Here is a 20,424-nt window from a genome sequence, read left to right as displayed (position 1 = left end):
ATTTTGAATTTTAAGGGCTTTAACTTTATCATAAAATACTCATATAAATATTCATTACAAGTACATAATAAATATATAATAATCCTAAAAAATTAGAAAAGAATTAAAATTTCATTATTTTAATATTATTTTAATATTGTTTTAATATCGTTTTAATATTACTTTAATCTTACTTTAATATTGTTTTAATAAAGAACTTATCTCATCTAAATAATATATGTTTAGTACATGAAGAGCTCTTGTACAACAAGTATAAAGGAGCAACCTTTCATCTTCATTATTATAATTTTTATTGCTTGCATTATATATAATAACCACATCAAATTCAAGCCCTTTAGATAGGTATGAAGGCATTATTAACACGCCATTTATATACTCATCATCATCTTTTGTTATACACTGTACATCAACATCATTCTCTTTTAAGAACTCGTATACTTCTCTAGCTTCACGAACTGTTTTTGTTATGATACCAACAGAGTTATAATTTTTCTTTTTATAACCTTTTATATCTTCAATAAGTTTTTTATTCAGTTGATTTTTATCTTTAAAACCGATTATCTTAGGCTCATCACCATGTCTTTCAACATATTCATCATTTATAGATTCAGTAAGAAGTTTTCTTGAAAATCTAGTAATTTCCATTGTTGAACGATAGGTTTTACTTAGATTTATTATACAAGTATCATTCTTTAATATATCATGAATATTATTGTAATCTCCAATATTCATAAATGGATTGATTGATTGGTTGATATCTCCTAATATAGTCATATTTGCAGAATTAAAGAGTTTATAAAATATTTCATATTGTAATGGACTGTAATCCTGTGCTTCATCTATGATTACATATTTAATTTGTGATGTATTTGGGATACCTCCAAGAACTCCTTTTAAATATAAAAGAGCAACTTGGTCCTCATAATAAAGGCTCTTTACACTCAAATTATCCATTGTATAAGTTCTTATATTATCTATAAGATTTTTATCATACTCAATATTCGTTTTATCTAAAAACAGCTCCAAATTCTCAAATAGGTTTTTATAAGTGTCTATAAAGTCTAACTCTGTCATTTTTAAAACTTTAGAATAAATTTCTTTCAAATTTTCTTTTACAATAAGAGTACTTCTTTCTATCATTTCTTCTTTTTCTATATAATTTCCAGATTCTTCAAGTTCTTTAAATACTTCATCAGCCCAAATTTTTTCATATGGTTCAATTAGAAACATTATTCTTGATTTTATCTTTTCTAATCTTCTCTTGATTGGTAGATTTGAATAATCATTAGAAAACAACTCTTGCAAATCCTTAGATGAAATTATCAACTTGCCTCTCACAATAATATCTTCAAAGCATCTATCCTCTGTCTCTAGATGAGTTATATATTTTTTTAATATATTCACAAACTCTGAAGATGTTTTAAATTCTATATTTTCTATCCTATCTCTATATGTTATTTTTTGATTATTATCAAATATATACTCCATCATTTCTGATGGACTTTCTTTTTTAAAATCATTTCCTAATTCTTGATGCATATAGTCTTTAAATGTGGTCTGACAAATATTATCTTCACCAAGTTGTGGTAATACATTTGATATATAGTCGTTAAATATGTTATTTGGAGAAAATATTATTATATTTTTAGATGTTATTTTATCTTTATGTCTATATAGTAAATATGCAATTCTATGAAGTGCTATAGATGTTTTTCCACTTCCAGCGGCGCCTTGTACAATTAAGTTTTTATAATCTTCATTACGAATCACTTGATTCTGCTCTCTTTGAATAGTTGTAACTATAGTTTTCATTTTCTCATCAGAGTTTTTGCCTAAAAGTTCTTGTAAGACATCATCATCAATATTTAGATTGCTGTCAAACATATACTCAATTTTTCTATCTTTTATTTTATACTGTCTTTTCTTAGTTATTTCTCCAGAGATTAATCCTTCTGGACAATCATAACTTGCTTGTCCAATCTCATAGTCGTAAAACATACTTGAAATAGGAGCTCGCCAATCATATACAAGAAAATCATAATCATCATCAATGAGATTTGATAGCCCAATATAACACTTTTGAGTATCAACTTCATTATCTTCAGTAAAGTCAATTCGTCCGAAATAAGGAGATTCAATCATTTTTTCGTATTTATCTTTGAGCTTTTCAGTAAATTCATGGCTCCTTTTTTGATGCTTCATAACATCCATAAATGACATAAATTCAGAAAGTTGTTCTAATCCATTTTCAATAGAAATAGCCCCCAAATCACTCCATAATTCCCTTTGAGTTTCTATAGCATCTTTTTTTAGTTTATCCTTTTCTCTACGTTTTTCCTCAAGCTGTCTGTTAGCTTCTTTAAAAACTTTTTGGAGCCATTCATTTTCAAGATTCAATTCAAAATCATTTAGATTCATATTATAATCCTCCTCAATTGAAATTAACGTTTAATCCGCTATATCAATTATATAGAAGTGAGGATATATTCATAGTCTTAAAAAAACTTTTTATTTATGATATAATTATAGTGGGAGGATAGATAGTTTCTAATCTTCATTAACATCCTTTTCGCTATACTTTTCATCCTTAGATACATTCTGCTCATCAAATTCCTTATTCTTGAAAAACTCTGGATGTTCTTTTACTATCTGTTCAAAAAATCCTGGATGCTGTTTCGTCATTTGTTCAAAGAATTCTTCTCTATTAAAAAAAGCTTGAAATGCTTCCATACGTGGATTGTAAAACTCTTTTTCTTCTTGAGAACTTGGATGTGGTTCCTCATGTGGATTTGGATGTGAACCCATATGCCCCATTCCAAAACCTTCTCTTCCATTAAAACTTAAGCGTTGACCAGGATATGGTCTTGAGTGTGCTCCCATATGCGCCCCATCAAAATTAATATTATCATCATTTTTTATAGTTCTCTCCAACTCATTAGTAATCTTAGTAAGAATATCACTTAGAATACTTTTTTCTTCTTTTTCTAAAATATCGAATATTTTATTAGTTGGGTCTTCTTCCTGCTCAATTTTATTAATTTCATCCATACCCTTTGATGTCAGTCTTACTACCATTACTCTACGGTCTTTTTCTGAAGGTGTACGAGTAATAAATCCTTGATTTTCTAGTTTTGAAAGCAACTCGCCTAAAGATTGAGGTCTCATATCAAGCAAATAAGATAGTTCTTTTTGAGTAATTTCTGGTTTTATTTTTAGCATAGATAATACTCTTCCTTGACCTCTATGCGTTCCTCTAAAAAAACCATGTGATTTATGATTTTGAAGGTGAAATTTATGTAGTAACGATTGTACTTTAAAAAATTGCTCTAATAAATTTTCATCTTGAGTTTCATTCATGATTTTTACCTCCTAAATTAATTATTAATTTTGTAATCATACATTTTACTAATTATATGATTTTTTTCGAATAAGTCCTTTAAAAAGGTACCTTACTTGTATTGAGTATAAGAGCAAGCCTTCGATTTGTCAAATATTTTAACACTTTATTACACTTTAACTGTACTATATTTTAAACTTTTACTAATATTATGCCCCGATTATACTCTACTCATATTTCTTATGTTTAAGCTTTTCTCTCAGGCATTTTGTAGCCTTCTAAAGCTTTATTAATATAATCATTAAAAGGTTTCATAAGTAAGAATTTATCAGTAACCATTTTACAAAATTCATATAAATTGTCTAAGTCACTATCCTGTAAGTGATATTCAATATACCAGCTTTTGTGTTTTAAATACTCTCCTTTAGTAAAATCTTTTGGATATCCTCTTGGAATATTTTTTAGTTTTTCGCCATCTAAAGTAAAATTCTCTGAAAATTTATGATTATACAAAATAGATTCTAATTCATCTGAATGTTTAAGTATATAATCCCTCACTCTTGTTGTTGCATCTGAAAGCTGTGGTGTAAAAAGTCCTGCTCCTAAAAATATATTTTGTGGAGAAATATCTATGTAATACCCTACTGGAATTGGTACTCGTCCAGCAGATGAAATATGTGCTCTAAATGATGGGTTATAAGGTGATTTATCATTACTAAAACGAGTATCTCTATTCAACCTAAATATTAAATCTTTTGCATTTAGATGTGCAATAGATTTATCTTGATAAGCTAAAGCATTAATTATATCTTGTAACAACTGTTCAAATTGCAATGTAGCTTCTTTTTTCCATTCTTTATTTTCCATCATCCACTCTCTTGAATTATTGTTTTTCAGTGCATTTAAAAACTCTAATATACAATTTTTTTTCATAATTTTCTCTCCCTTTTATATTAATTTTATTAATATTTTTAAAAATTATTTAAATACTTGATTGATACTCAAATACCATATAGCTATTTTAAAATACTCATTAATTAATTTTTAAAATTACATATCTAAATAACTTCTAATATCCATACTTAATACTTATTAAAGTTTTGCATCATATTTCAAAAACTTTCTAAGTATTTATAAATTTTTAATTATTGAGTAGCAGTCTGACTGTAAAAAATCTATTAGAAATTTTTTTAATTTTTCACTAGAATAATATGATGGAAGTCTTGAAAATACTGTTGAAAAATTTTCAGCTTCTTCCATAGCAGATTTAAATTTAAATATAGTATTATCATCATCTTTTTCTAGACTAGAATACTCCAAGTTTTTAGGATTTATACGGTGATTAACTATTGCATAATTAATACGCTTCTTGCACTGACATACCCCTTTTCCACTTAATCCACAATACTCATCTAAAAATGAGGCCATTTTCTTCCTAATTCGTGATAGCCTCTGTCTATATGCTTCAGAAGATATATCCAAAATATCAGCAGCAACTTTACTATTTAGTTTAAACATTGTACCTAAAATAAAAATGCATCTACTCTCTACATCCAAGCATTGTAACATTACATTTGTACATGAATATTTTAGTTCTTCTTCAATAATAGAAGTTTCAACATTTTGAGATAAATCAGGTATATCTTTTGATTTGCCATTTTTGATATCAGCTCCATAATATTCAAAACTTAAATGCTGTTTAGAAAACATACTTTTTTTATAATTTTGTAAATGATTGTATGCTATTCTAAATACCCATGTAGAAAAAGAACTTTCTTTTCTAAATGTAGATAGATGAGTAATTACACGTATCATAATTTCTTGACTGGCATCCTCTGCATCCTGTACAGTACCTAACATTCTTAAGGATAAATTAAATACTAAATCCTGTACATCCAATAACAAAATTTCAAGAGATTTTTTGTCTCCTAAAATAGCTCTATCTATCAAATTTTCTATTTCATCTTTTTTTACATTATTTTGTGTACTTTCACTCATAATTTCACCCCCATATTAAGTTAGACAATTTAAAAAGTACTTTGTGACATAAAATTTTTATTTTTAGTATATTATTACAAAATAAAAATACCCAATCAACCTAAATAGTCCAATTGGGTATAAATTCTATAAAAAATCATTTTGTATTTAAATAATCATCTTTATATTTGAATAATTATCTTTGTATTTGAATTTTTATCTAACTCTAATCTTTATCTAATTCAAATCTTTATCAAGCTCTAGTCTTTATCTAACTCCAACTTTTACTTAACTCTAGCTATTAGAGAAATTGTATTAAAATACTTACCATCTTCTACTTCCATCATTTTTTTATCATTTTTTGCATAAGAATTATCGCAGTTTAGCCAATCTTGCCATGCTTCTTCATGACAACTTAAAGCTTCACATTTCTCTAAAATCACAGACTCCGATTCTGACCAAAGCTCATTCCACCATTTAAGAGAATGAAAATTCATGTTATCTTGCCAAAATGGAATAAGTTCATCAGGTATACAATCTACAAAATCTTGTTTTAATCCTGGCATTGCCATTGCAATTATTCCACCCTCTTTTACAAGAGGTGATATGTGATTTTCTAAAAAACCTTCTTTATTTCCAAAGTAGTGATAAGAATGAACACTTATTACTGCATCAAAAAAACCTTCTGCGTAAGGTAATTCATGTGCCTCTGCTTGTATTGGAAATATTTTATTATCTAAGTTAAAGTCCTTAAATCTTTCATAATTCTCAGTTGGTTCTATCCACAAATCTGTTGCAAATACAGTTGCATCAAATTCATTTGCTAAAAATATAGAAGATATACCTCTTCCACATCCTAAATCTAAAATACGCATTCCCTTTTCTAATTTTATCTTATTTGTCAGTTCCTCTAGTATTTTTATACAATTAGGCCCCATCATATTTTTCATGAGGAACTCTTTGTCATACTTATTACTTTTCGTAAATACCATTCTATCTTTCCTTTCCTTATAAATTATTATTTATTTAAATTGTTTATATTTTAATGTATATACTAATTAATCTATTTAGTTTAGCGGATATTTGACACTTTACCTTTTATTATACCATTTATTCTCATAAATATAATAATTCTATTATTTTAAAATTAATATTTATAATAATTTAAAATAAATACTTATAAAATATAGTTTATCATAATAATACTATAAAAAAACATCGAAAAATAAGTATTCTATAGTGAAATAGGAAAAATAACCTTGATATATGTTAGCTATAAAATATGAACAAATAAAGAAGCAGATATGAATAGATTTTGGAATATCTAAAAAATCTAACTCCAAGACAATTTTTTTAAATTCTCCAGAGAGTATTACGATACTACATTATAAAGCTAATTAAGATATTATTCTAAAAACAATAAAATAGGCAGTCAGTAAACACAAATTTTTACTGACTGCCTATTTTTGTTTAATATCTATTATAAATCTTCTAAATAATACTTTCCTTCTAAGAATTCTGATTCTAGCCCTAGATTTTTGAAGTAATTAACTAAAGACATACATGCAAATTTTTCTGTAGAATAATGAGTAGCACCTATAACATTAATTAAATTCTCTTTTGCAATTCTATGAAATTCTAATACTGGCTCAAAATGTTTTAAAGGCTTGGTAAATCCAGTAATATATAAATTTATACAAAGCTCATCAACTTCACTTGCTACAAATGGATAACTTCCTCCCCCTGCTGCAATAGCTACTAAACCATCTTTTAAAAAAGAGCTTCCATAATCATATAGTTTCACATCATGTCCAACTGCTTTTTTAACAAGCTCCTTAATCTCTTCTACTGACTTTAAGGATGTTTTACATATAACTCCTACCTTGATTTTATCATCATATTTGCAGAATGGTTTGACAATTTCAAGACCTAAAGCATTTGCAAAACTAACAGAAGTTGAATAATCACTATAATTGTCTAATGGAGAATGTAATACATAAAAAGAAATTCTACGTTTTTTCATCTCTTCCATATAAGATAGTGGAATATCATGAAATGGAAAACCTTCATCACATGCTATATATCCCATTGCATGGTGTGAAAAAAGTAAGATATCTCTTTCATCTTTATCTATGATTTGCTGAATTATTTCTTTATCTGGAAAAGTAACTGTATATACTTTATTAATGTCTTGAGCATTATCTAATACTAAACCTATGTATTTTTTCTTAAACTCTGGAGTAATAAAATCATTTTCAAAATTCATAAAACTCCAATCATCATCAATATTTTTAATATCAAATTCTAAGTCTAACTTTTTATAAAGTTCTTTTGCTTTAATACTAATCACTCCTTTACAATAATATTTAACTAATATCTATTTATACAAGAGTTCTATAGTATACTTATACTTTAAAAATCAACTATATTTCAAAACACTATAAATATTCACTCATCTTAAAGTATAATTTATTTTTCTAGTATACATTCTATCTCAATACTCTTGTCTAGAAATATCTTTTCATTTTAATTTACATCATTAATCTTGTCAAATACTATTATTTTATATGATTAGATTTTTTGGAGGCTTTTTCTTAACTTCAATAATCTTTAAAATATCATCAAGCTCTTTCTCATTCTCCACTCTATAATTTATCCATCCTCCACTTCCACAAGGGTATCGCTTATTCCAAAATTCATTTGTCTTTGGTAATAAGTTATCCAGTATATCTAATAGCTTGTCTACATCATTACTTCCAATTTGAATAGTTGTTGTAAAGCAATCTTTCTCAAAAAACACATAAAATAGATGCATTGTTTTATGTGAATACTTATATCCCCAGCCATAATTATTTCCAAAAGGAAATCTTAATTCTTTACGCAAATCATATTTTTTATCTAATAAATTCTCAAGATGCAGAATAAGATTAAAATGTTTTTTGCCAACATACTCAGAAATCTCTTTTTCTGATGGCATAACACTTTTATTCAACATTCTTTCATACAATTTTAATCACCACTTTTGATTTATTTTTAATCTGAAAATACTAGTAACAAAATTATTCACTCCTTTTACATTCCTCTACAAATTCAATTGGATGTTGAATAATCTTAGAAACTTCTTCTACAGAATACCCTTCATCTAAGTATCTTCTGGCTATAACTTCCATAGCTTCTCCTACCTCAATAATATGCTTATCAGGGTCATAAATACGCACTACTCTCTGTTTCCATTCATATTTTAGTGGTTGGTGAACATACTCTACATCTTTATATGATTTAAGTTTTTCAATAAATTTATCAAAATCATCAGCTTCAAAATAAAGTTCCATATTGTGTGATTTTTTCACAACTGTATCTGGATTTAGTCCTGTTAACCATGCGAAATCCTCTTGTATTGCAAATCCTCCACTAAAAGTTACATTTTTCCCTAAATCTAACACAACTTTTTGGTCAAACAATTCTCCATAAAACTTTTTTGACACTTCTACATCATTTACTGCCAATAATGAACATTGATATTTCATAAATATCCCCCCTAATTTTTATTATTATTTTATTGTACCAATTTAAACTTGAAAGCTATATGTCATATTTATAAAAATTATGAAATTATGTATTCTACACAACTACAATCCATATGCAAAAAGCTACCCTAAAATATAGTTATTTAATTGATAACTAAAGGTAGCTTTTTATATTGAATTAATAGAATTGTCCATCATTAATTTACACTCATATTTAATTTTATTTTGGTTCATATTACAATCCACTTATAATTTATAATTTTCAAATACAGATATACTACATATCATAAATATACTGTATATGATTTATGTTTATATTATACAAAATTTTGCTTTAATTTTGCTTTAAGATTGTATTTTTATAATATTTAATTTACATATAATCTATTAAATTACATAAATCACCAATCTAATGTTTTACTTATATTATACAAGCTCACAAAATTTCTAAAAATAAGTTTTCATATTTTTAGGTATCATGTTTTATTTTACAAATAGCTACTATTTTTCTTTAATCTTATTTTCTTATTTTTATTTAATACTTCTTAACCACTCTTCAATAAAAAGTATATCTTTTTCACTTATATTATCATCTGCATGAAGTGATAATAATAAGCTTTTTATAGAGGAATCATGAATATTACTAAAAAATTCTCTCGTTTCAACATTCAAGTAGTCCTTTTTATTAATTAAAATCTCATACTGTGTATGTTTATTTACCTTTTTAGAATTTAAAAATCCTTTAACTACTAATCTAGATAAAATAGTTAAAGTTGTCGTTTGCTTCCATTGATATTTTTGCTCCATAGCTAAAATAATATCTTTTGATGTTATTTTGGAATCTACTTTCCATATAAATTTCATTATCTTCAATTCTGATTGTGGCAACTTTTTTATTGGCATAATAAACCTTTGCTACTCAGAATACAGACAAGCAATATTCACAGTAAAATTTTCATCAATTTAATTGATGTTATATTCATTTAAATTACTGTAATTTTATAAGATTTTCTCAATCTTAAATTCTAAAGTTAGCTATTTGTACATAATAAACATGTGTAAATAGTGTCAGAATTACTTTATATTGCTTAAGTTTTATGAAATATCTTGTACTCAGCTATATACTTCTGGATACTTGTCTCAGTAGCTCTCCCTTCTTTTAAATTTTTCTTTCTAGTTTTAAGCATTTATATTTTAGTAATCTTACTTCTTTTAATTTTGACTTATTGCTTCTCTAGCTTTTAAAAAAAGAATCTCTCATTTATGATTTTTATAATCCAAACCTTTTCCTCAACAGCTCTTTATAGCTCTAATTTAATTCAACATATCTAGACATCTATACTTTATATCACTAAAAATCAGACACCAAAACTCTACTTTAGTAGAGTTTATATGGTCAAAAAATGTCTATTTAAGATGCTCTTTCGCTCTAAATACAAGGTTCTACTAAAATATTCCTCTAATAATTACATAAAAGTTCTTCTAATTAAATCTGCTCTTAAAATCTGATTATCTTCTTCTCAAAATTAAAAACTACTATATTATAATTCTATTTTAGTAGAATATTTTTGTCAATAATATTTTAAGTATTATTGAAAAATATTAAAAAAAAGGGAACTATTTAAAGAGTTTAACAGTCTTACAATAATTCCAAAATATATTATTCCTATGAAAATTTTGATACCATGAGTAACTTAGCTCTAAGCGCATAAAGCAAAAGTTACTATTTTATTTAATAAAACTTGACAAGAAAAGAATTTATATTTATTCTACTACGATAGAACATTTTTGTCAATAAATAATAAAATTATTTTCAAAATATTTTCATTGTTCACGCTTATTTATTATTTTATCATAAAATTTTACTTTGCTAGTGGTAATTTTAAAGTTATTTTTAGACCATGACAATCATCACTTGTGATATTTAATTTACCTTTATGTGCGTTTATAATACCTGCTACTATTAAAAGACCCAGACCATGATTCTGACCTTTAGCATATGCATCACTCAAATTATATTGATTATTCAATAAATAACTAATTTTATCTTTGCTCATACCTTTTCCATCATCTTCAATAGTTATATAACAAAAATCTAAATCAGACCTTGAAACTACATTTATATTACACCCATGTTGATTGTGAGTTATACTATTTTGTATCAAATTGCTAATAGCTCTTTTTAATAACTTTTTATCTGCATCTATAATAATATCTTCATCCAATATATTAATCTCAATATAAAAGTTATTATCCAAATTATTATTTATAAAATCAGAAACAACCTCTCTCAAGAAAACAGAAACTCTAATTTTACCACAATCCAATGGTTGCATATTGTATTCCAATTTAGAGACTAAGTTAAGGTCGCTTACTAATTCCCTAATCTTAATACCTTGATTACATATAATAGATACTTGCTCATGTTCTCTTTGAGAAAGATTTTTACTTTCCTCAAGCTCTCCAGCATATCCTATTATCATTGAAAGTGGTGTTCTTATATCATGAGATATTCCTGCAATCCAATTAGACCTAGCTTCTTCTCTTTTTCTAAGCTTTGCATTTTTTTCCTGTAATTCTCTAGATACAGAGTTAATAGATTTTGAAATATCACTAAGTATTCCCTTTTCTTGAAGAAATACTGGCTCGCCCTTTGAAATAAGCTTCATCCCTGTAATAATTGGCTTTATAGATTTTACCATTTTTAATCCTATGAACAAAGCTATTAAAAAAGTAATTATTGCATTAAGCAAAAGCATAACTAATATTAACCTTGGAAATTGCTCTATTTCTCTAATGGTATAAGTAAGGTTAAACCTAGTATACTTGTCTTTTGGATATCCTGTAACTAGAAGCCCCTCAGGATGCTCCCATACATACACAGGATAGTCTTTTAAAAAGAATTTTGAAAATTTAGCTACATCCGTTAAAGTATAATGCTTTGGTATTTCTTTGGGTAAATCATACTCCCATATTCTGTCCCCATTATCATCAATTAACATCGCCCAAGCTTGATTTTTATGTAACACATCTTTGCTAGATTCATCCAAAACAAATTTACCATCTTTTGAGGTTAACTTTTCTTCAAGCATCATTAAATTTGCTTTAGTCTCTCTGCTAGTGCTTATATCCGATTCTCCCAAGTATGGATATATAAAGGTTATGTATGAAAATATCAAAAATCCTGTTATGTTTAAGATAATTAGAAATAATGAAATCAAGATGCTTGAACCTATAAATCGCCTCAATATATATTTTACACTATCCAAAGTTAAATCACTCCTCTTGAAATCTTCCTATGGCATAAATCAATTAACAATTAATTTATATCCAAGCCCTCTTACTGTAAGAAGATGCTTAGGAGAAGATGGTGCTTCCTCTATCTTTTCTCTAACTCTCCTAACATGTACCATAAGAGTATTTTCATACCCATACATGTCATCTCCCCATATAGCTTGACATAGTGCATCACTAGTAACAATTCGCCCTTTATTTTCATACAACTTTAAAAGCAGGGAATGTTCTTTAGCAGTTAAAGATATTTCTTGTCCATCTTTTTTTACACATGCAGTATTTAAATTTACGACAACAAAATCTCCTAGTTTAAATACTGGCAACTCCTCTTCCTTCATAGGAATATATACACGATTTAGTATACCTATTAACCTTAAAGTAAGTTCTTTAGGTAAAAATGGCTTTACTATATAATCATCAGCTCCTAAACCCAAACCAATCAATCTATCTTCATCCTCTCCTCTTGCAGAAAGAAAAATAACTGGTATCTTAGACGTCTCTCTAATTTTTCTCATAATAGAAAATCCATCTCCATCTGGCAATACTACATCTAAAATTGCACAGTCTGGTTTTATATTTTTAAATACTTTCACAGCTTCTTCATAACTAGAGGCTAGAAAAATTCTATTAAATCCATCTTTTCTTAAGATTTCATCTATCATTTTTAATAATTCTTTATGGTCATCAACCACAAGTATTTTTTTATCCTTTATTGTTTCCATAATTATCACCCTCCATAAGTATATCATATACCCATTTTTATAACTTTACCCCAATAGACTATTTAAGGTTATCGTAAGGTAAACTTCAGCTATCTGAAATGTAAGTACTTTATTGTATTAATATAAGCTACAAACACTACTATATGTAAGTCATAAAAATTCATACTAAATTATAGAAAAGAGGATAAAACATATGGAAATGATAGTTAAAACAAACAGACTTTCAAAAGAATACAATAAAATATTTAGAGTAAAAGACTTAGACCTTAGAGTACCAAAAGGAGCTGTATATGGCTTTTTAGGCCCTAATGGTGCTGGTAAATCTACTACTCTTAAAATGCTACTTGGACTTGCAAAACCTACACAAGGAAATATTAGTATTTTAGGTAAAGAGTTAAATGATAAAAACAGAATATCAATTTTAAATGATATTGGCTCATTGATAGAATCTCCATCATATTATGGACACTTGACAGGGCTTGAAAATATGACTATTATGCAAAGACTATTAGATTTACCTAAAAAAAATATACATGAAGCCTTAAAAATAGTAAGACTAGAAAATCAGAAAAATAAGAAGGTCAGTCAATATTCACTAGGTATGAAACAACGCCTTGGCATTGCCATGGCAATAATGAAGTTTCCAAAACTATTGATACTTGATGAACCTACAAATGGACTTGACCCAGCTGGAATTGAAGAAATTAGAGAACTAATAAAATCTCTTCCAGAAAAATATGGCATGACAGTTCTTATTTCTAGTCATCTTCTAAGTGAAATTGACCAAATCGCCACATCAATAGGAATAATAAATCATGGTGAACTTGTTTTTCAAGATAGTATAAAAGAACTTCATGATAAAGGTCAAAGTCATATTGCTATTAAAACACAAAATCCAATATCTGCTCAAAAACTTTTAAATACACAAGGATATATGTCACTTATACAAGATGGATATTTAACTATTGAAAATTTAAAAGATACAGATGTAGCTAAAATAAATAACATACTTGTACATTCAAATATGGATGTATTTAGAATAGAAGAACATAAAAAGAGCTTAGAGGATATATTCCTTGAACTTACTGGCAAGGCGGTGACTTTATAATGAAATACCTTAGTTTAGAATTTTATAAAATTAAAAGAAAGAAAATTATTTTGATGACATTTTTATTTGTAGCTGTTGAAATAATATGGTGTATCATGAATTCAAGTAGAGCTCTTACAAAGAATCCAGACATGCTAAGTGGATTTGAATATTCATACATGATTATGAGTTTTACAAGTTTAAATGGATTATTTTTTCCTATCTTAATATCAATAATTACTTCCCGAATAAGCGATATAGAGCATAAAGGAGATACATGGAAACTTTTAAAGTCTTCTGCTACACCCTTAAATAGTATTTATTTTTCTAAATTTTTATGCTCTACTATTTTGATATCATTATCTATACTTATACAAATATTGGCTATTTTAGGTTTTGCATCTTTTAAGGACTTTATCGAACCATTTTCTATGTCCTTAATTATCAAATATACCTTAGGTACGATACTAGTTAGTATAGCTATAATAGCACTGCACCAATGGGTTGCAACTGTATTCCAAAATCAAATGCTTGCTGTTACACTTGGTATGTTAGGTAGCTTTATAGGTTTAACATCAGGACTATTTTTTCAAGGTATTCGTAGATTATTTATATGGTCTTATTACATAGAATTAACGCCTCTAAATTATGCTTATGACACTGCCCTTGGTTCATCAGTTTACAAAGTAAATATGAATTTTTCAATGACTGTTTTAATCTTCTTTGTTGGAATGTTAATTTATTATATTGGAAAAAATCATTTATTAAAAAAGGAAATATAGGAGGGATTTAAATGTTAAGAAAATCAGTTTTGGGAGAAATCCTAAAGTTAAAAAATTCTTTTATATGGTATATATTATTGGCTTTACCACTTCTAAGTGTGCTAATTGGTACTGGAAACTTTTATCTAAATCAAGATATCCTTAAGAAAGAATGGTATAGCTTGTGGACTCAAGTTAGTCTATTTTATGGTGAGTTTTTCTTTCCTATATTAATAGCAATCTTTTGTGCCTATGTTTGCAGACTTGAACATATGAATCATAATTGGAATAATGTAATGACACTTCCAATCAATTTAAAAAACATTTTTTTATCTAAACTTATAGTTATTTCAATACTTACGGCTATCACTCAAATTGTTTTCGTTATTTTTTACATAGTTGCTGGAAATATGATTGGATTTTCCCAAAGTGTACCTAATGAACTCCCTGGCTGGATTGTTAAGGGTTGGATTATTTCAATTTCAATAGCTTCTATACAACTATACCTATCTATAAAGATTAGAAGTTTTGCTACTCCTATTGGTATCAGTCTTTGCCTTTCTCTATTTGGAATGGGCTTACTAATAGCACAACCTTCTATTGGTATATTTTTCCCATACTCTATGTTAGGAAGTGCTATGGGTATTATAAAACAATCTGCTTTAAACGTTAATGATACTATAGTTACAATATGTGTTGCATTTGCCACTACTATAATATTTTCTGAAATCGCTAAGAGAAACTTTAGAAAAAATGATGTTATATCTTAACCTTACAATAAAATTATATATGACAAGATGGTGTCATCCTCTTGTATTATAATAAATCAAGTATGTATGATAAATAATTCAAATCACCTCTTGACCATCTAATCAATAAAAAAGACTTTCATGATGTAGTATGGTAAAATATAAAAAAGCTTGCCTATATTTTATGAGGAGGAAATATAACTATGCTTACATTTAGTGGAATAATCTTTTTATTAATATTAATACTCATAGCAGGTATACTTGTAGGTATTATTAAAAAAAATAAACCAATATTAGTTACATCCTTAGTTACTTTATTAATTATACTTACTACTATAATCATAATTTGGAATTCTATTCCAGATACATGGTAGTAAGATTATATAAAAATCACAACCGATAAAGTTGTAATCAACGAGTTATTATATTGGATGTTCTTTAATCTATAAACTTCTACTTTATATAGTATTACATAAATGTTTAAATATTAAAGTCAAGGAAAGCATTATACAGTTTCCGCATTATGTTAGCAAAGTATACAATTAGAAATTATAATTGGTGAGGTGAATGAGTAATGTATTCATTACGAAAATTAGAAGAAAAAGATATTGAGATGGTTAAATCATGGTTATATCAAGAATATATTGTAAAATGGTTTGGGGATGCTTCTGATTGGTTAAATGAAATAAAAGGTAGAAATAATGAATATAACTTTATACATCATTTCATTGTTGAATCTGAACACAAAGCTATTGGTTTTTGCCAATATTATAATTATAATCAAAGTCCCCTTGAGGATTCAGAAATTCCACAACCCAATGGAACGTATGGTATTGACTATCTAATTGGTGAAAAGAATCTGTTGGGAAAAAGCATTGGAAAGCAGTTGGTAAAATTGATTTCTGACAAAGTGATTGAAGAAAATAAAAACGTCGTTCGTATTGTAGCTGACCCAATAATCGAGGAAACAAGAACGAATGTAGCATCTATAAAAGTTTTAGAAGCAAATCAATTTTGTTATGATGAAAAATCTAATCTATATAAAAAAGATATAAAAGATATATAAGTAAATTTAATTTTGTTCAATTGATATCTGTTTAAATAGCTTAATATTTACATATCAATATTGGTATTTAATTATCGATAATATTTATATAACTGAATATTTACACATTAATATTAATGTATAACTATCTATACATGTACTAAATCTTGATACTTCTATTTAAAGATTTTTGATATAATTTGGAGGCAATAAATGAACACTATAGATTATGAAGATAGCAAAATAACAGAACTTTGGAATGAATATGCAAGTACAAGAAATAGAGGATTAAAGAAATTAGCAAACAAAAAACTAGACTTTTTAATCGACTACATATTAAAATTACCTGAAAATAAACAAAAGCATTTTGTTACATATATTTGTAAGGAACGTTTTGATAAAAACAACATAAAAGAATTTCAACAACCTTTAGTGGTCAAATTAATTTTTCCAATAGTTGAAAAAGCTGTTTTAAATAAAGAAATGCCTTTTCTTAGGTGGGGATATCAATTAAATCTATTTATTTCTTTAAATAAAGAGAATTATGATAAATATAGATACTACTCTTCTGAGGATATGCTAAAAGATGCTTTAAAATTAGATGACACAGATATTAAATCTGTCGAACTATTATTAAATAAATATATAGATGAGTTATGGTTTGCTTCTCATCATATACAAGAAAGTGTAATTCTAAACCCTAAAAAAAATATTAAAGAAGATTTAGAGGAATTAGATAGACTACTTACAAAATATAAAGGAAACCTAGATTATTATGATGAATATTTAAAAGAAAAAACATACTATCAAGAATTATATGACTTATGGTTTCAATATGATGAAAGTAGCAAAAAAATTTCCTTTCCTGAATGGTTAAAAATTAGAGGATATAACTATTCTTGGTGTAATGCATTTTATTATGAAAAGTGATAAAACTATTGATAAGGCTATAGTACACTGCTATTTTCATTTTCTAGAATTAACCTTAATAGAATTAGCTTTAATATAACAGATAAAAAAATTTAATCCACAGGAGGATAAATTAAAATGATAATTAGACAAGAAAAAGCCAGTGACAAAGATAAAGTATATGAAGTTATTAAAGCTGCATTTACAAATGAAGAATCTTCTGACCATGATGAACAAAACCTTGTTAATCGATTAAGAAATAGTACTAGCTTTGTTCCAGAACTTTCACTTGTTGCTGAAGATGATGCAGATATAGTTGGGCATATTCTATTTACAGAAATAAAGATTAAAAATGATGTACTACTTGCACTAGCACCAGTAGCAGTTTCTCCAAGTGTCCAAGGCAAAAAAATAGGTTCAAAGTTAATTGAAGAAGGACATAAAATTGCAAAGTCAAAAGGATATAAAGGTTGTGTAGTTTTAGGTCATGACAAATATTATCCTAAGTTTGGCTATCAAGTAGCAAGTAAGTTTAATATAAAAGCTCCATTTGAAGTGCCAGATGAAAATTTTATGGCTATAGAGCTACTAGACAATGGATTGAAAGAAGTGTCTGGTACTGTAGAATATGCAAAGGAATTTTTTGAACAGTAGTTATAAACTATGATTGGTAATTCTATTTAATATTTAAGATATAAGGAGTGATATAATGGGTGAACTTTCTAAATTACCAAATATAGGTCCTGTAGTTGAAGGTCAATTAAACCAAGTTGGAATCACAACCTATGAACAGTTAAAGGAAATAGGTAGCAAGCAGGCATGGTTAAAAATAAAATCTATTGATGCTTCTGCATGTATTAACCGTCTATATTCACTAGAAGGTGCAATTCAAGGCATCAGAAAAAGTCAATTATCTTCAGATGAAAAGGAAGAATTAAAAGAATTTTATAATATATTTAAGTGTTAGAAAAGGAGAGTTTATATGTTTGAATCAAGATGTGGTGTACTCTGTAACAGTTGTGCAAGAAAAGAGAAAGTAAATTGTAAAGGATGTACTCAAATGAAAGGTCCATTTTGGGGTGGTGAATGTAAGGTTAAGACTTGCTGTGAAAGCAAAGAACTTAATCATTGTGGAGAATGTGATACTTTTCCTTGTGATATGCTTTCAAATATGGGGAAAGACCGAGGTTTTGACCCTACAATAAAGATTGAACAATGCAGAAAATGGCTATCTGAAGAAAAATCTTTAAATGATTCTCTTAATTAATTTAATTCATTGATTGAAATACATATTATGTTAAGATACATATGATGAGTGAGGTATTATAAAGGAGCTAAATAATAGTTTTAATTATTATTCAAAACTGATATTTAACTCTTTTATAATCACTCTTTAGTCTTTTATAATTATTCTTTAATCCTTCATAATTATTCTTTAGTCTTTCCAATACCACCACTTTAGTTTTTCTGGGTCTGGGTTTTCTGTTGATGCAAAATATATTGCACAGCGGTATACATATAGTTGACATCTATCTATATGTTGCCCACTCATTAAGCATTCTTTTTGGTACAACTCTTCTGGATTGGCATCTTTAAGGGATTCAATTGTTGTATATCCCAACATTATTAGGTCTTTTTCAGTTTCCTTTCCTACCCCAGGAATTTTTCTCAATTCTCCCATGTTATACCTTCTTTCTAGGATATGTGTTTTTATATTTTATTGTATATTAAATATTATTTTTATGCTACATCTAATATTGAAATTTCATAGTACTTAATTTATATTTTTTAATATAAATTAATAATGCTGACTAAATCCTACTTTTTTGATATAAAATATTATTATTGTATGCTTTTTAATAAAATAAATTACTTAGTTACAACCTAAGTGATACCAAACACTTCACCTTTCAATTAATATTTACTTTCCCATAAAAATGGTCATAGAAAATCAGTTCTTTATACTTCACTTTTTGCCTATTTTTTGATATTATTATGTTAAGAAAATTAATATAATTTAGTATTATCAAATTAAATTAGTTTACATTTTCCTAAAAAGTTTATTTAAACACCTTATATGACGTCTATTAAAAGCCTATCTTTCCTTTTAAAAATTTTTAGCTTAAAATAGGAGGTAAATATTGTGCATAATAAACTTTTGTCAATTACCCAATTAGCAAAACTTAGAAACCTTACAAGTGAAACACTAAGATATTACGACAGAATAAATCTTATAAAACCTAACTATGTAGACCCTAATACTAAATATAGATATTACTCTATTCTTCAATATGAAGAGTTAGGAACTGTAAAAGAACTAAGACAATTAGGAATGTGTATTAATGATATTACAAGTTATTTTAATGACAGAAATTTCAAAAAATCTATTGAAATTTTTGAAAAATACCAAGAAACACTTCACTCAGAAATCAGAGAAAAAATAGAGCTTGAAAAGGTATTAAATAAAAAGGTTGAATTTTTAAAACAACTAGATTCTCTATCTCCAGTAAATACAATTACAGAACTTACACTTCCAGATAGATATATGATTACCTTTGATAAACCAACTGGTGGACCTCATGAATTAGCTCTTGCTGTAACTGAATTGGAATCTCATTTAAATGAGATTGCTCCAATTGTTGCAAGCGATAGAGTGGGTGCTTATGGTAATGATTTAATTTTAGACGAATCTAAAGATTATATTCCTTTATCTCCATTTATATTCATAGAAGATGATGATATACAGTCCTCTTTAAAAAAACTTGTTCCAGGGGGGTTATATCTTTCTATGTATTATGATGGTGATGAACTTGAAAGATACCATCCATCTTTTGATTTTATAAAAGAGTATATGAGTGAGCACAACCTATGCCTTAATGGCGATATTTATCAAATATTTAAAATAGATGTGACTCTTACTAGTTACTTAAATGAAACGCTTATGGAAATTCAAGTTCCAGTAAAAAAAATATAGTCTATTACATAAAGGCTATGATTGTTAGCTTATCATAGCCTT

The 20,424-nt window shown here is 27.0% G+C and carries 22 protein-coding genes; 10 read left to right on the top strand and 12 right to left on the bottom strand.

Annotated features, from left to right (window positions below):
* Positions 1 to 174: 174 nt before the first annotated feature.
* The 11 genes from helD to IC218_RS13580 form a co-directional block, all read right to left on the bottom strand.
* Positions 175 to 2,418 (bottom strand): RNA polymerase recycling motor HelD, encoded by a 2,244-nt coding sequence (helD, locus tag IC218_RS13630; protein ID WP_227824697.1) that lies wholly within the window; start codon positions 2,416 to 2,418, stop codon positions 175 to 177.
* 129 nt (positions 2,419 to 2,547) lie between these two features.
* Positions 2,548 to 3,357, bottom strand: coding sequence for a MarR family winged helix-turn-helix transcriptional regulator (locus tag IC218_RS13625; RefSeq protein WP_227483030.1), 810 nt, complete (start codon positions 3,355 to 3,357; stop codon positions 2,548 to 2,550).
* A gap of 226 nt (positions 3,358 to 3,583) precedes the next feature.
* Positions 3,584 to 4,270 (bottom strand): DUF2461 domain-containing protein, encoded by a 687-nt coding sequence (locus IC218_RS13620; protein WP_227483031.1) that lies wholly within the window; start codon positions 4,268 to 4,270, stop codon positions 3,584 to 3,586.
* A gap of 198 nt (positions 4,271 to 4,468) precedes the next feature.
* Complete coding sequence (locus IC218_RS13615) at positions 4,469 to 5,335, bottom strand: RNA polymerase sigma factor (RefSeq protein WP_227824696.1); 867 nt, start codon at positions 5,333 to 5,335, stop codon at positions 4,469 to 4,471.
* A gap of 263 nt (positions 5,336 to 5,598) precedes the next feature.
* On the bottom strand, positions 5,599 to 6,306 hold the full coding sequence (locus IC218_RS13610) for an SAM-dependent methyltransferase (protein ID WP_227433502.1): 708 nt from the start codon (positions 6,304 to 6,306) through the stop codon (positions 5,599 to 5,601).
* Positions 6,307 to 6,794: 488 nt separating this feature from the next.
* On the bottom strand, positions 6,795 to 7,664 hold the full coding sequence (locus tag IC218_RS13605; protein ID WP_227824695.1) for a Nif3-like dinuclear metal center hexameric protein: 870 nt from the start codon (positions 7,662 to 7,664) through the stop codon (positions 6,795 to 6,797).
* 213 nt (positions 7,665 to 7,877) lie between these two features.
* A complete protein-coding gene (locus tag IC218_RS13600) occupies positions 7,878 to 8,321 on the bottom strand; it encodes a DUF3788 family protein (protein WP_227483035.1) in 444 nt (147 codons plus the stop codon).
* 52 nt (positions 8,322 to 8,373) lie between these two features.
* Positions 8,374 to 8,841, bottom strand: a complete 468-nt coding sequence (locus tag IC218_RS13595; protein ID WP_227483036.1) for a VOC family protein — start codon at positions 8,839 to 8,841, stop codon at positions 8,374 to 8,376.
* A gap of 531 nt (positions 8,842 to 9,372) precedes the next feature.
* The gene (locus tag IC218_RS13590) at positions 9,373 to 9,744 is read right to left on the bottom strand and encodes a BlaI/MecI/CopY family transcriptional regulator (protein WP_227483037.1); all 372 of its coding nucleotides are present in this window, start codon (positions 9,742 to 9,744) and stop codon (positions 9,373 to 9,375) included.
* A gap of 959 nt (positions 9,745 to 10,703) precedes the next feature.
* A complete protein-coding gene (locus tag IC218_RS13585) occupies positions 10,704 to 12,110 on the bottom strand; it encodes a sensor histidine kinase (protein WP_227824694.1) in 1,407 nt (468 codons plus the stop codon).
* 39 nt (positions 12,111 to 12,149) lie between these two features.
* Positions 12,150 to 12,857, bottom strand: coding sequence for a response regulator transcription factor (locus IC218_RS13580; RefSeq protein ID WP_227824693.1), 708 nt, complete (start codon positions 12,855 to 12,857; stop codon positions 12,150 to 12,152).
* 193 nt (positions 12,858 to 13,050) lie between these two features.
* On the opposite strand from IC218_RS13580, the gene IC218_RS13575 reads away from it, so the two are divergent.
* The 9 genes from IC218_RS13575 to IC218_RS13535 all read left to right on the top strand — a co-directional run bounded on the left by IC218_RS13575 (position 13,051) and on the right by IC218_RS13535 (position 18,675).
* On the top strand, positions 13,051 to 13,965 hold the full coding sequence (locus tag IC218_RS13575; RefSeq protein ID WP_227433510.1) for an ABC transporter ATP-binding protein: 915 nt from the start codon (positions 13,051 to 13,053) through the stop codon (positions 13,963 to 13,965).
* Entirely contained in the window at positions 13,965 to 14,726 is a 762-nt protein-coding gene (locus tag IC218_RS13570) for an ABC transporter permease (RefSeq protein WP_227433511.1), read from the top strand. Before IC218_RS13575 ends, IC218_RS13570 begins: the two co-directional genes overlap by 1 nt.
* Before the next feature lie 11 nt (positions 14,727 to 14,737).
* Complete coding sequence (locus IC218_RS13565) at positions 14,738 to 15,475, top strand: ABC transporter permease (protein WP_227824692.1); 738 nt, start codon at positions 14,738 to 14,740, stop codon at positions 15,473 to 15,475.
* 182 nt (positions 15,476 to 15,657) lie between these two features.
* Positions 15,658 to 15,828: a hypothetical protein gene (locus IC218_RS13560; RefSeq protein ID WP_227824691.1), complete on the top strand. Its 171-nt coding sequence runs from the start codon at positions 15,658 to 15,660 to the stop codon at positions 15,826 to 15,828.
* Between the two features lie 200 nt (positions 15,829 to 16,028).
* On the top strand, positions 16,029 to 16,520 hold the full coding sequence (locus IC218_RS13555; RefSeq protein ID WP_227433513.1) for a GNAT family N-acetyltransferase: 492 nt from the start codon (positions 16,029 to 16,031) through the stop codon (positions 16,518 to 16,520).
* A gap of 192 nt (positions 16,521 to 16,712) precedes the next feature.
* The gene (locus IC218_RS13550; protein WP_227824690.1) at positions 16,713 to 17,429 is read left to right on the top strand and encodes a hypothetical protein; all 717 of its coding nucleotides are present in this window, start codon (positions 16,713 to 16,715) and stop codon (positions 17,427 to 17,429) included.
* A gap of 117 nt (positions 17,430 to 17,546) precedes the next feature.
* A complete protein-coding gene (locus tag IC218_RS13545) occupies positions 17,547 to 18,062 on the top strand; it encodes a GNAT family N-acetyltransferase (RefSeq protein ID WP_255616422.1) in 516 nt (171 codons plus the stop codon).
* Positions 18,063 to 18,117: 55 nt separating this feature from the next.
* Positions 18,118 to 18,375: a TfoX/Sxy family protein gene (locus tag IC218_RS13540; RefSeq protein ID WP_227433515.1), complete on the top strand. Its 258-nt coding sequence runs from the start codon at positions 18,118 to 18,120 to the stop codon at positions 18,373 to 18,375.
* A gap of 15 nt (positions 18,376 to 18,390) precedes the next feature.
* Entirely contained in the window at positions 18,391 to 18,675 is a 285-nt protein-coding gene (locus IC218_RS13535) for a DUF3795 domain-containing protein (RefSeq protein WP_227824689.1), read from the top strand.
* Between the two features lie 168 nt (positions 18,676 to 18,843).
* On the opposite strand, the gene IC218_RS13530 is transcribed toward IC218_RS13535, so the two are convergent.
* A complete protein-coding gene (locus IC218_RS13530) occupies positions 18,844 to 19,089 on the bottom strand; it encodes a helix-hairpin-helix domain-containing protein (RefSeq protein ID WP_227433517.1) in 246 nt (81 codons plus the stop codon).
* A gap of 462 nt (positions 19,090 to 19,551) precedes the next feature.
* Between IC218_RS13530 and IC218_RS13525 the strand changes: the two genes are divergently transcribed.
* Entirely contained in the window at positions 19,552 to 20,382 is an 831-nt protein-coding gene (locus tag IC218_RS13525; protein WP_227824688.1) for a MerR family transcriptional regulator, read from the top strand.
* Positions 20,383 to 20,424 lie beyond the last annotated feature (42 nt).

Origin of the sequence: Clostridioides sp. ES-S-0005-03 (assembly GCF_020658455.1) — a bacterium.
In the GTDB taxonomy this organism is placed as follows: Bacteria; Bacillota; Clostridia; order Peptostreptococcales; family Peptostreptococcaceae; genus Clostridioides.
Note: the sequence above shows the minus strand (reverse complement) of the source record. Positions and strands in the feature narration are given on the sequence as shown.

Bases quoted from the DNA above. Each gene is read 5' to 3' on its own strand.
- helD (WP_227824697.1), bottom strand. From the start codon at position 2,418: ATGAATCTAAATGATTTTGAATTGAATCTTGAAAATGAATGGCTCCAA.
- IC218_RS13625 (WP_227483030.1), bottom strand. From the start codon at position 3,357: ATGAATGAAACTCAAGATGAAAATTTATTAGAGCAATTTTTTAAAGTA.
- IC218_RS13620 (WP_227483031.1), bottom strand. From the start codon at position 4,270: ATGAAAAAAAATTGTATATTAGAGTTTTTAAATGCACTGAAAAACAAT.
- IC218_RS13615 (WP_227824696.1), bottom strand. From the start codon at position 5,335: ATGAGTGAAAGTACACAAAATAATGTAAAAAAAGATGAAATAGAAAAT.
- IC218_RS13610 (WP_227433502.1), bottom strand. From the start codon at position 6,306: ATGGTATTTACGAAAAGTAATAAGTATGACAAAGAGTTCCTCATGAAA.
- IC218_RS13595 (WP_227483036.1), bottom strand. From the start codon at position 8,841: ATGAAATATCAATGTTCATTATTGGCAGTAAATGATGTAGAAGTGTCA.
- IC218_RS13590 (WP_227483037.1), bottom strand. From the start codon at position 9,744: ATGCCAATAAAAAAGTTGCCACAATCAGAATTGAAGATAATGAAATTT.
- IC218_RS13580 (WP_227824693.1), bottom strand. From the start codon at position 12,857: ATGGAAACAATAAAGGATAAAAAAATACTTGTGGTTGATGACCATAAA.
- IC218_RS13575 (WP_227433510.1), top strand. From the start codon at position 13,051: ATGGAAATGATAGTTAAAACAAACAGACTTTCAAAAGAATACAATAAA.
- IC218_RS13570 (WP_227433511.1), top strand. From the start codon at position 13,965: ATGAAATACCTTAGTTTAGAATTTTATAAAATTAAAAGAAAGAAAATT.
- IC218_RS13565 (WP_227824692.1), top strand. From the start codon at position 14,738: ATGTTAAGAAAATCAGTTTTGGGAGAAATCCTAAAGTTAAAAAATTCT.
- IC218_RS13560 (WP_227824691.1), top strand. From the start codon at position 15,658: ATGCTTACATTTAGTGGAATAATCTTTTTATTAATATTAATACTCATA.
- IC218_RS13555 (WP_227433513.1), top strand. From the start codon at position 16,029: ATGTATTCATTACGAAAATTAGAAGAAAAAGATATTGAGATGGTTAAA.
- IC218_RS13550 (WP_227824690.1), top strand. From the start codon at position 16,713: ATGAACACTATAGATTATGAAGATAGCAAAATAACAGAACTTTGGAAT.
- IC218_RS13545 (WP_255616422.1), top strand. From the start codon at position 17,547: ATGATAATTAGACAAGAAAAAGCCAGTGACAAAGATAAAGTATATGAA.
- IC218_RS13540 (WP_227433515.1), top strand. From the start codon at position 18,118: ATGGGTGAACTTTCTAAATTACCAAATATAGGTCCTGTAGTTGAAGGT.
- IC218_RS13535 (WP_227824689.1), top strand. From the start codon at position 18,391: ATGTTTGAATCAAGATGTGGTGTACTCTGTAACAGTTGTGCAAGAAAA.
- IC218_RS13530 (WP_227433517.1), bottom strand. From the start codon at position 19,089: ATGGGAGAATTGAGAAAAATTCCTGGGGTAGGAAAGGAAACTGAAAAA.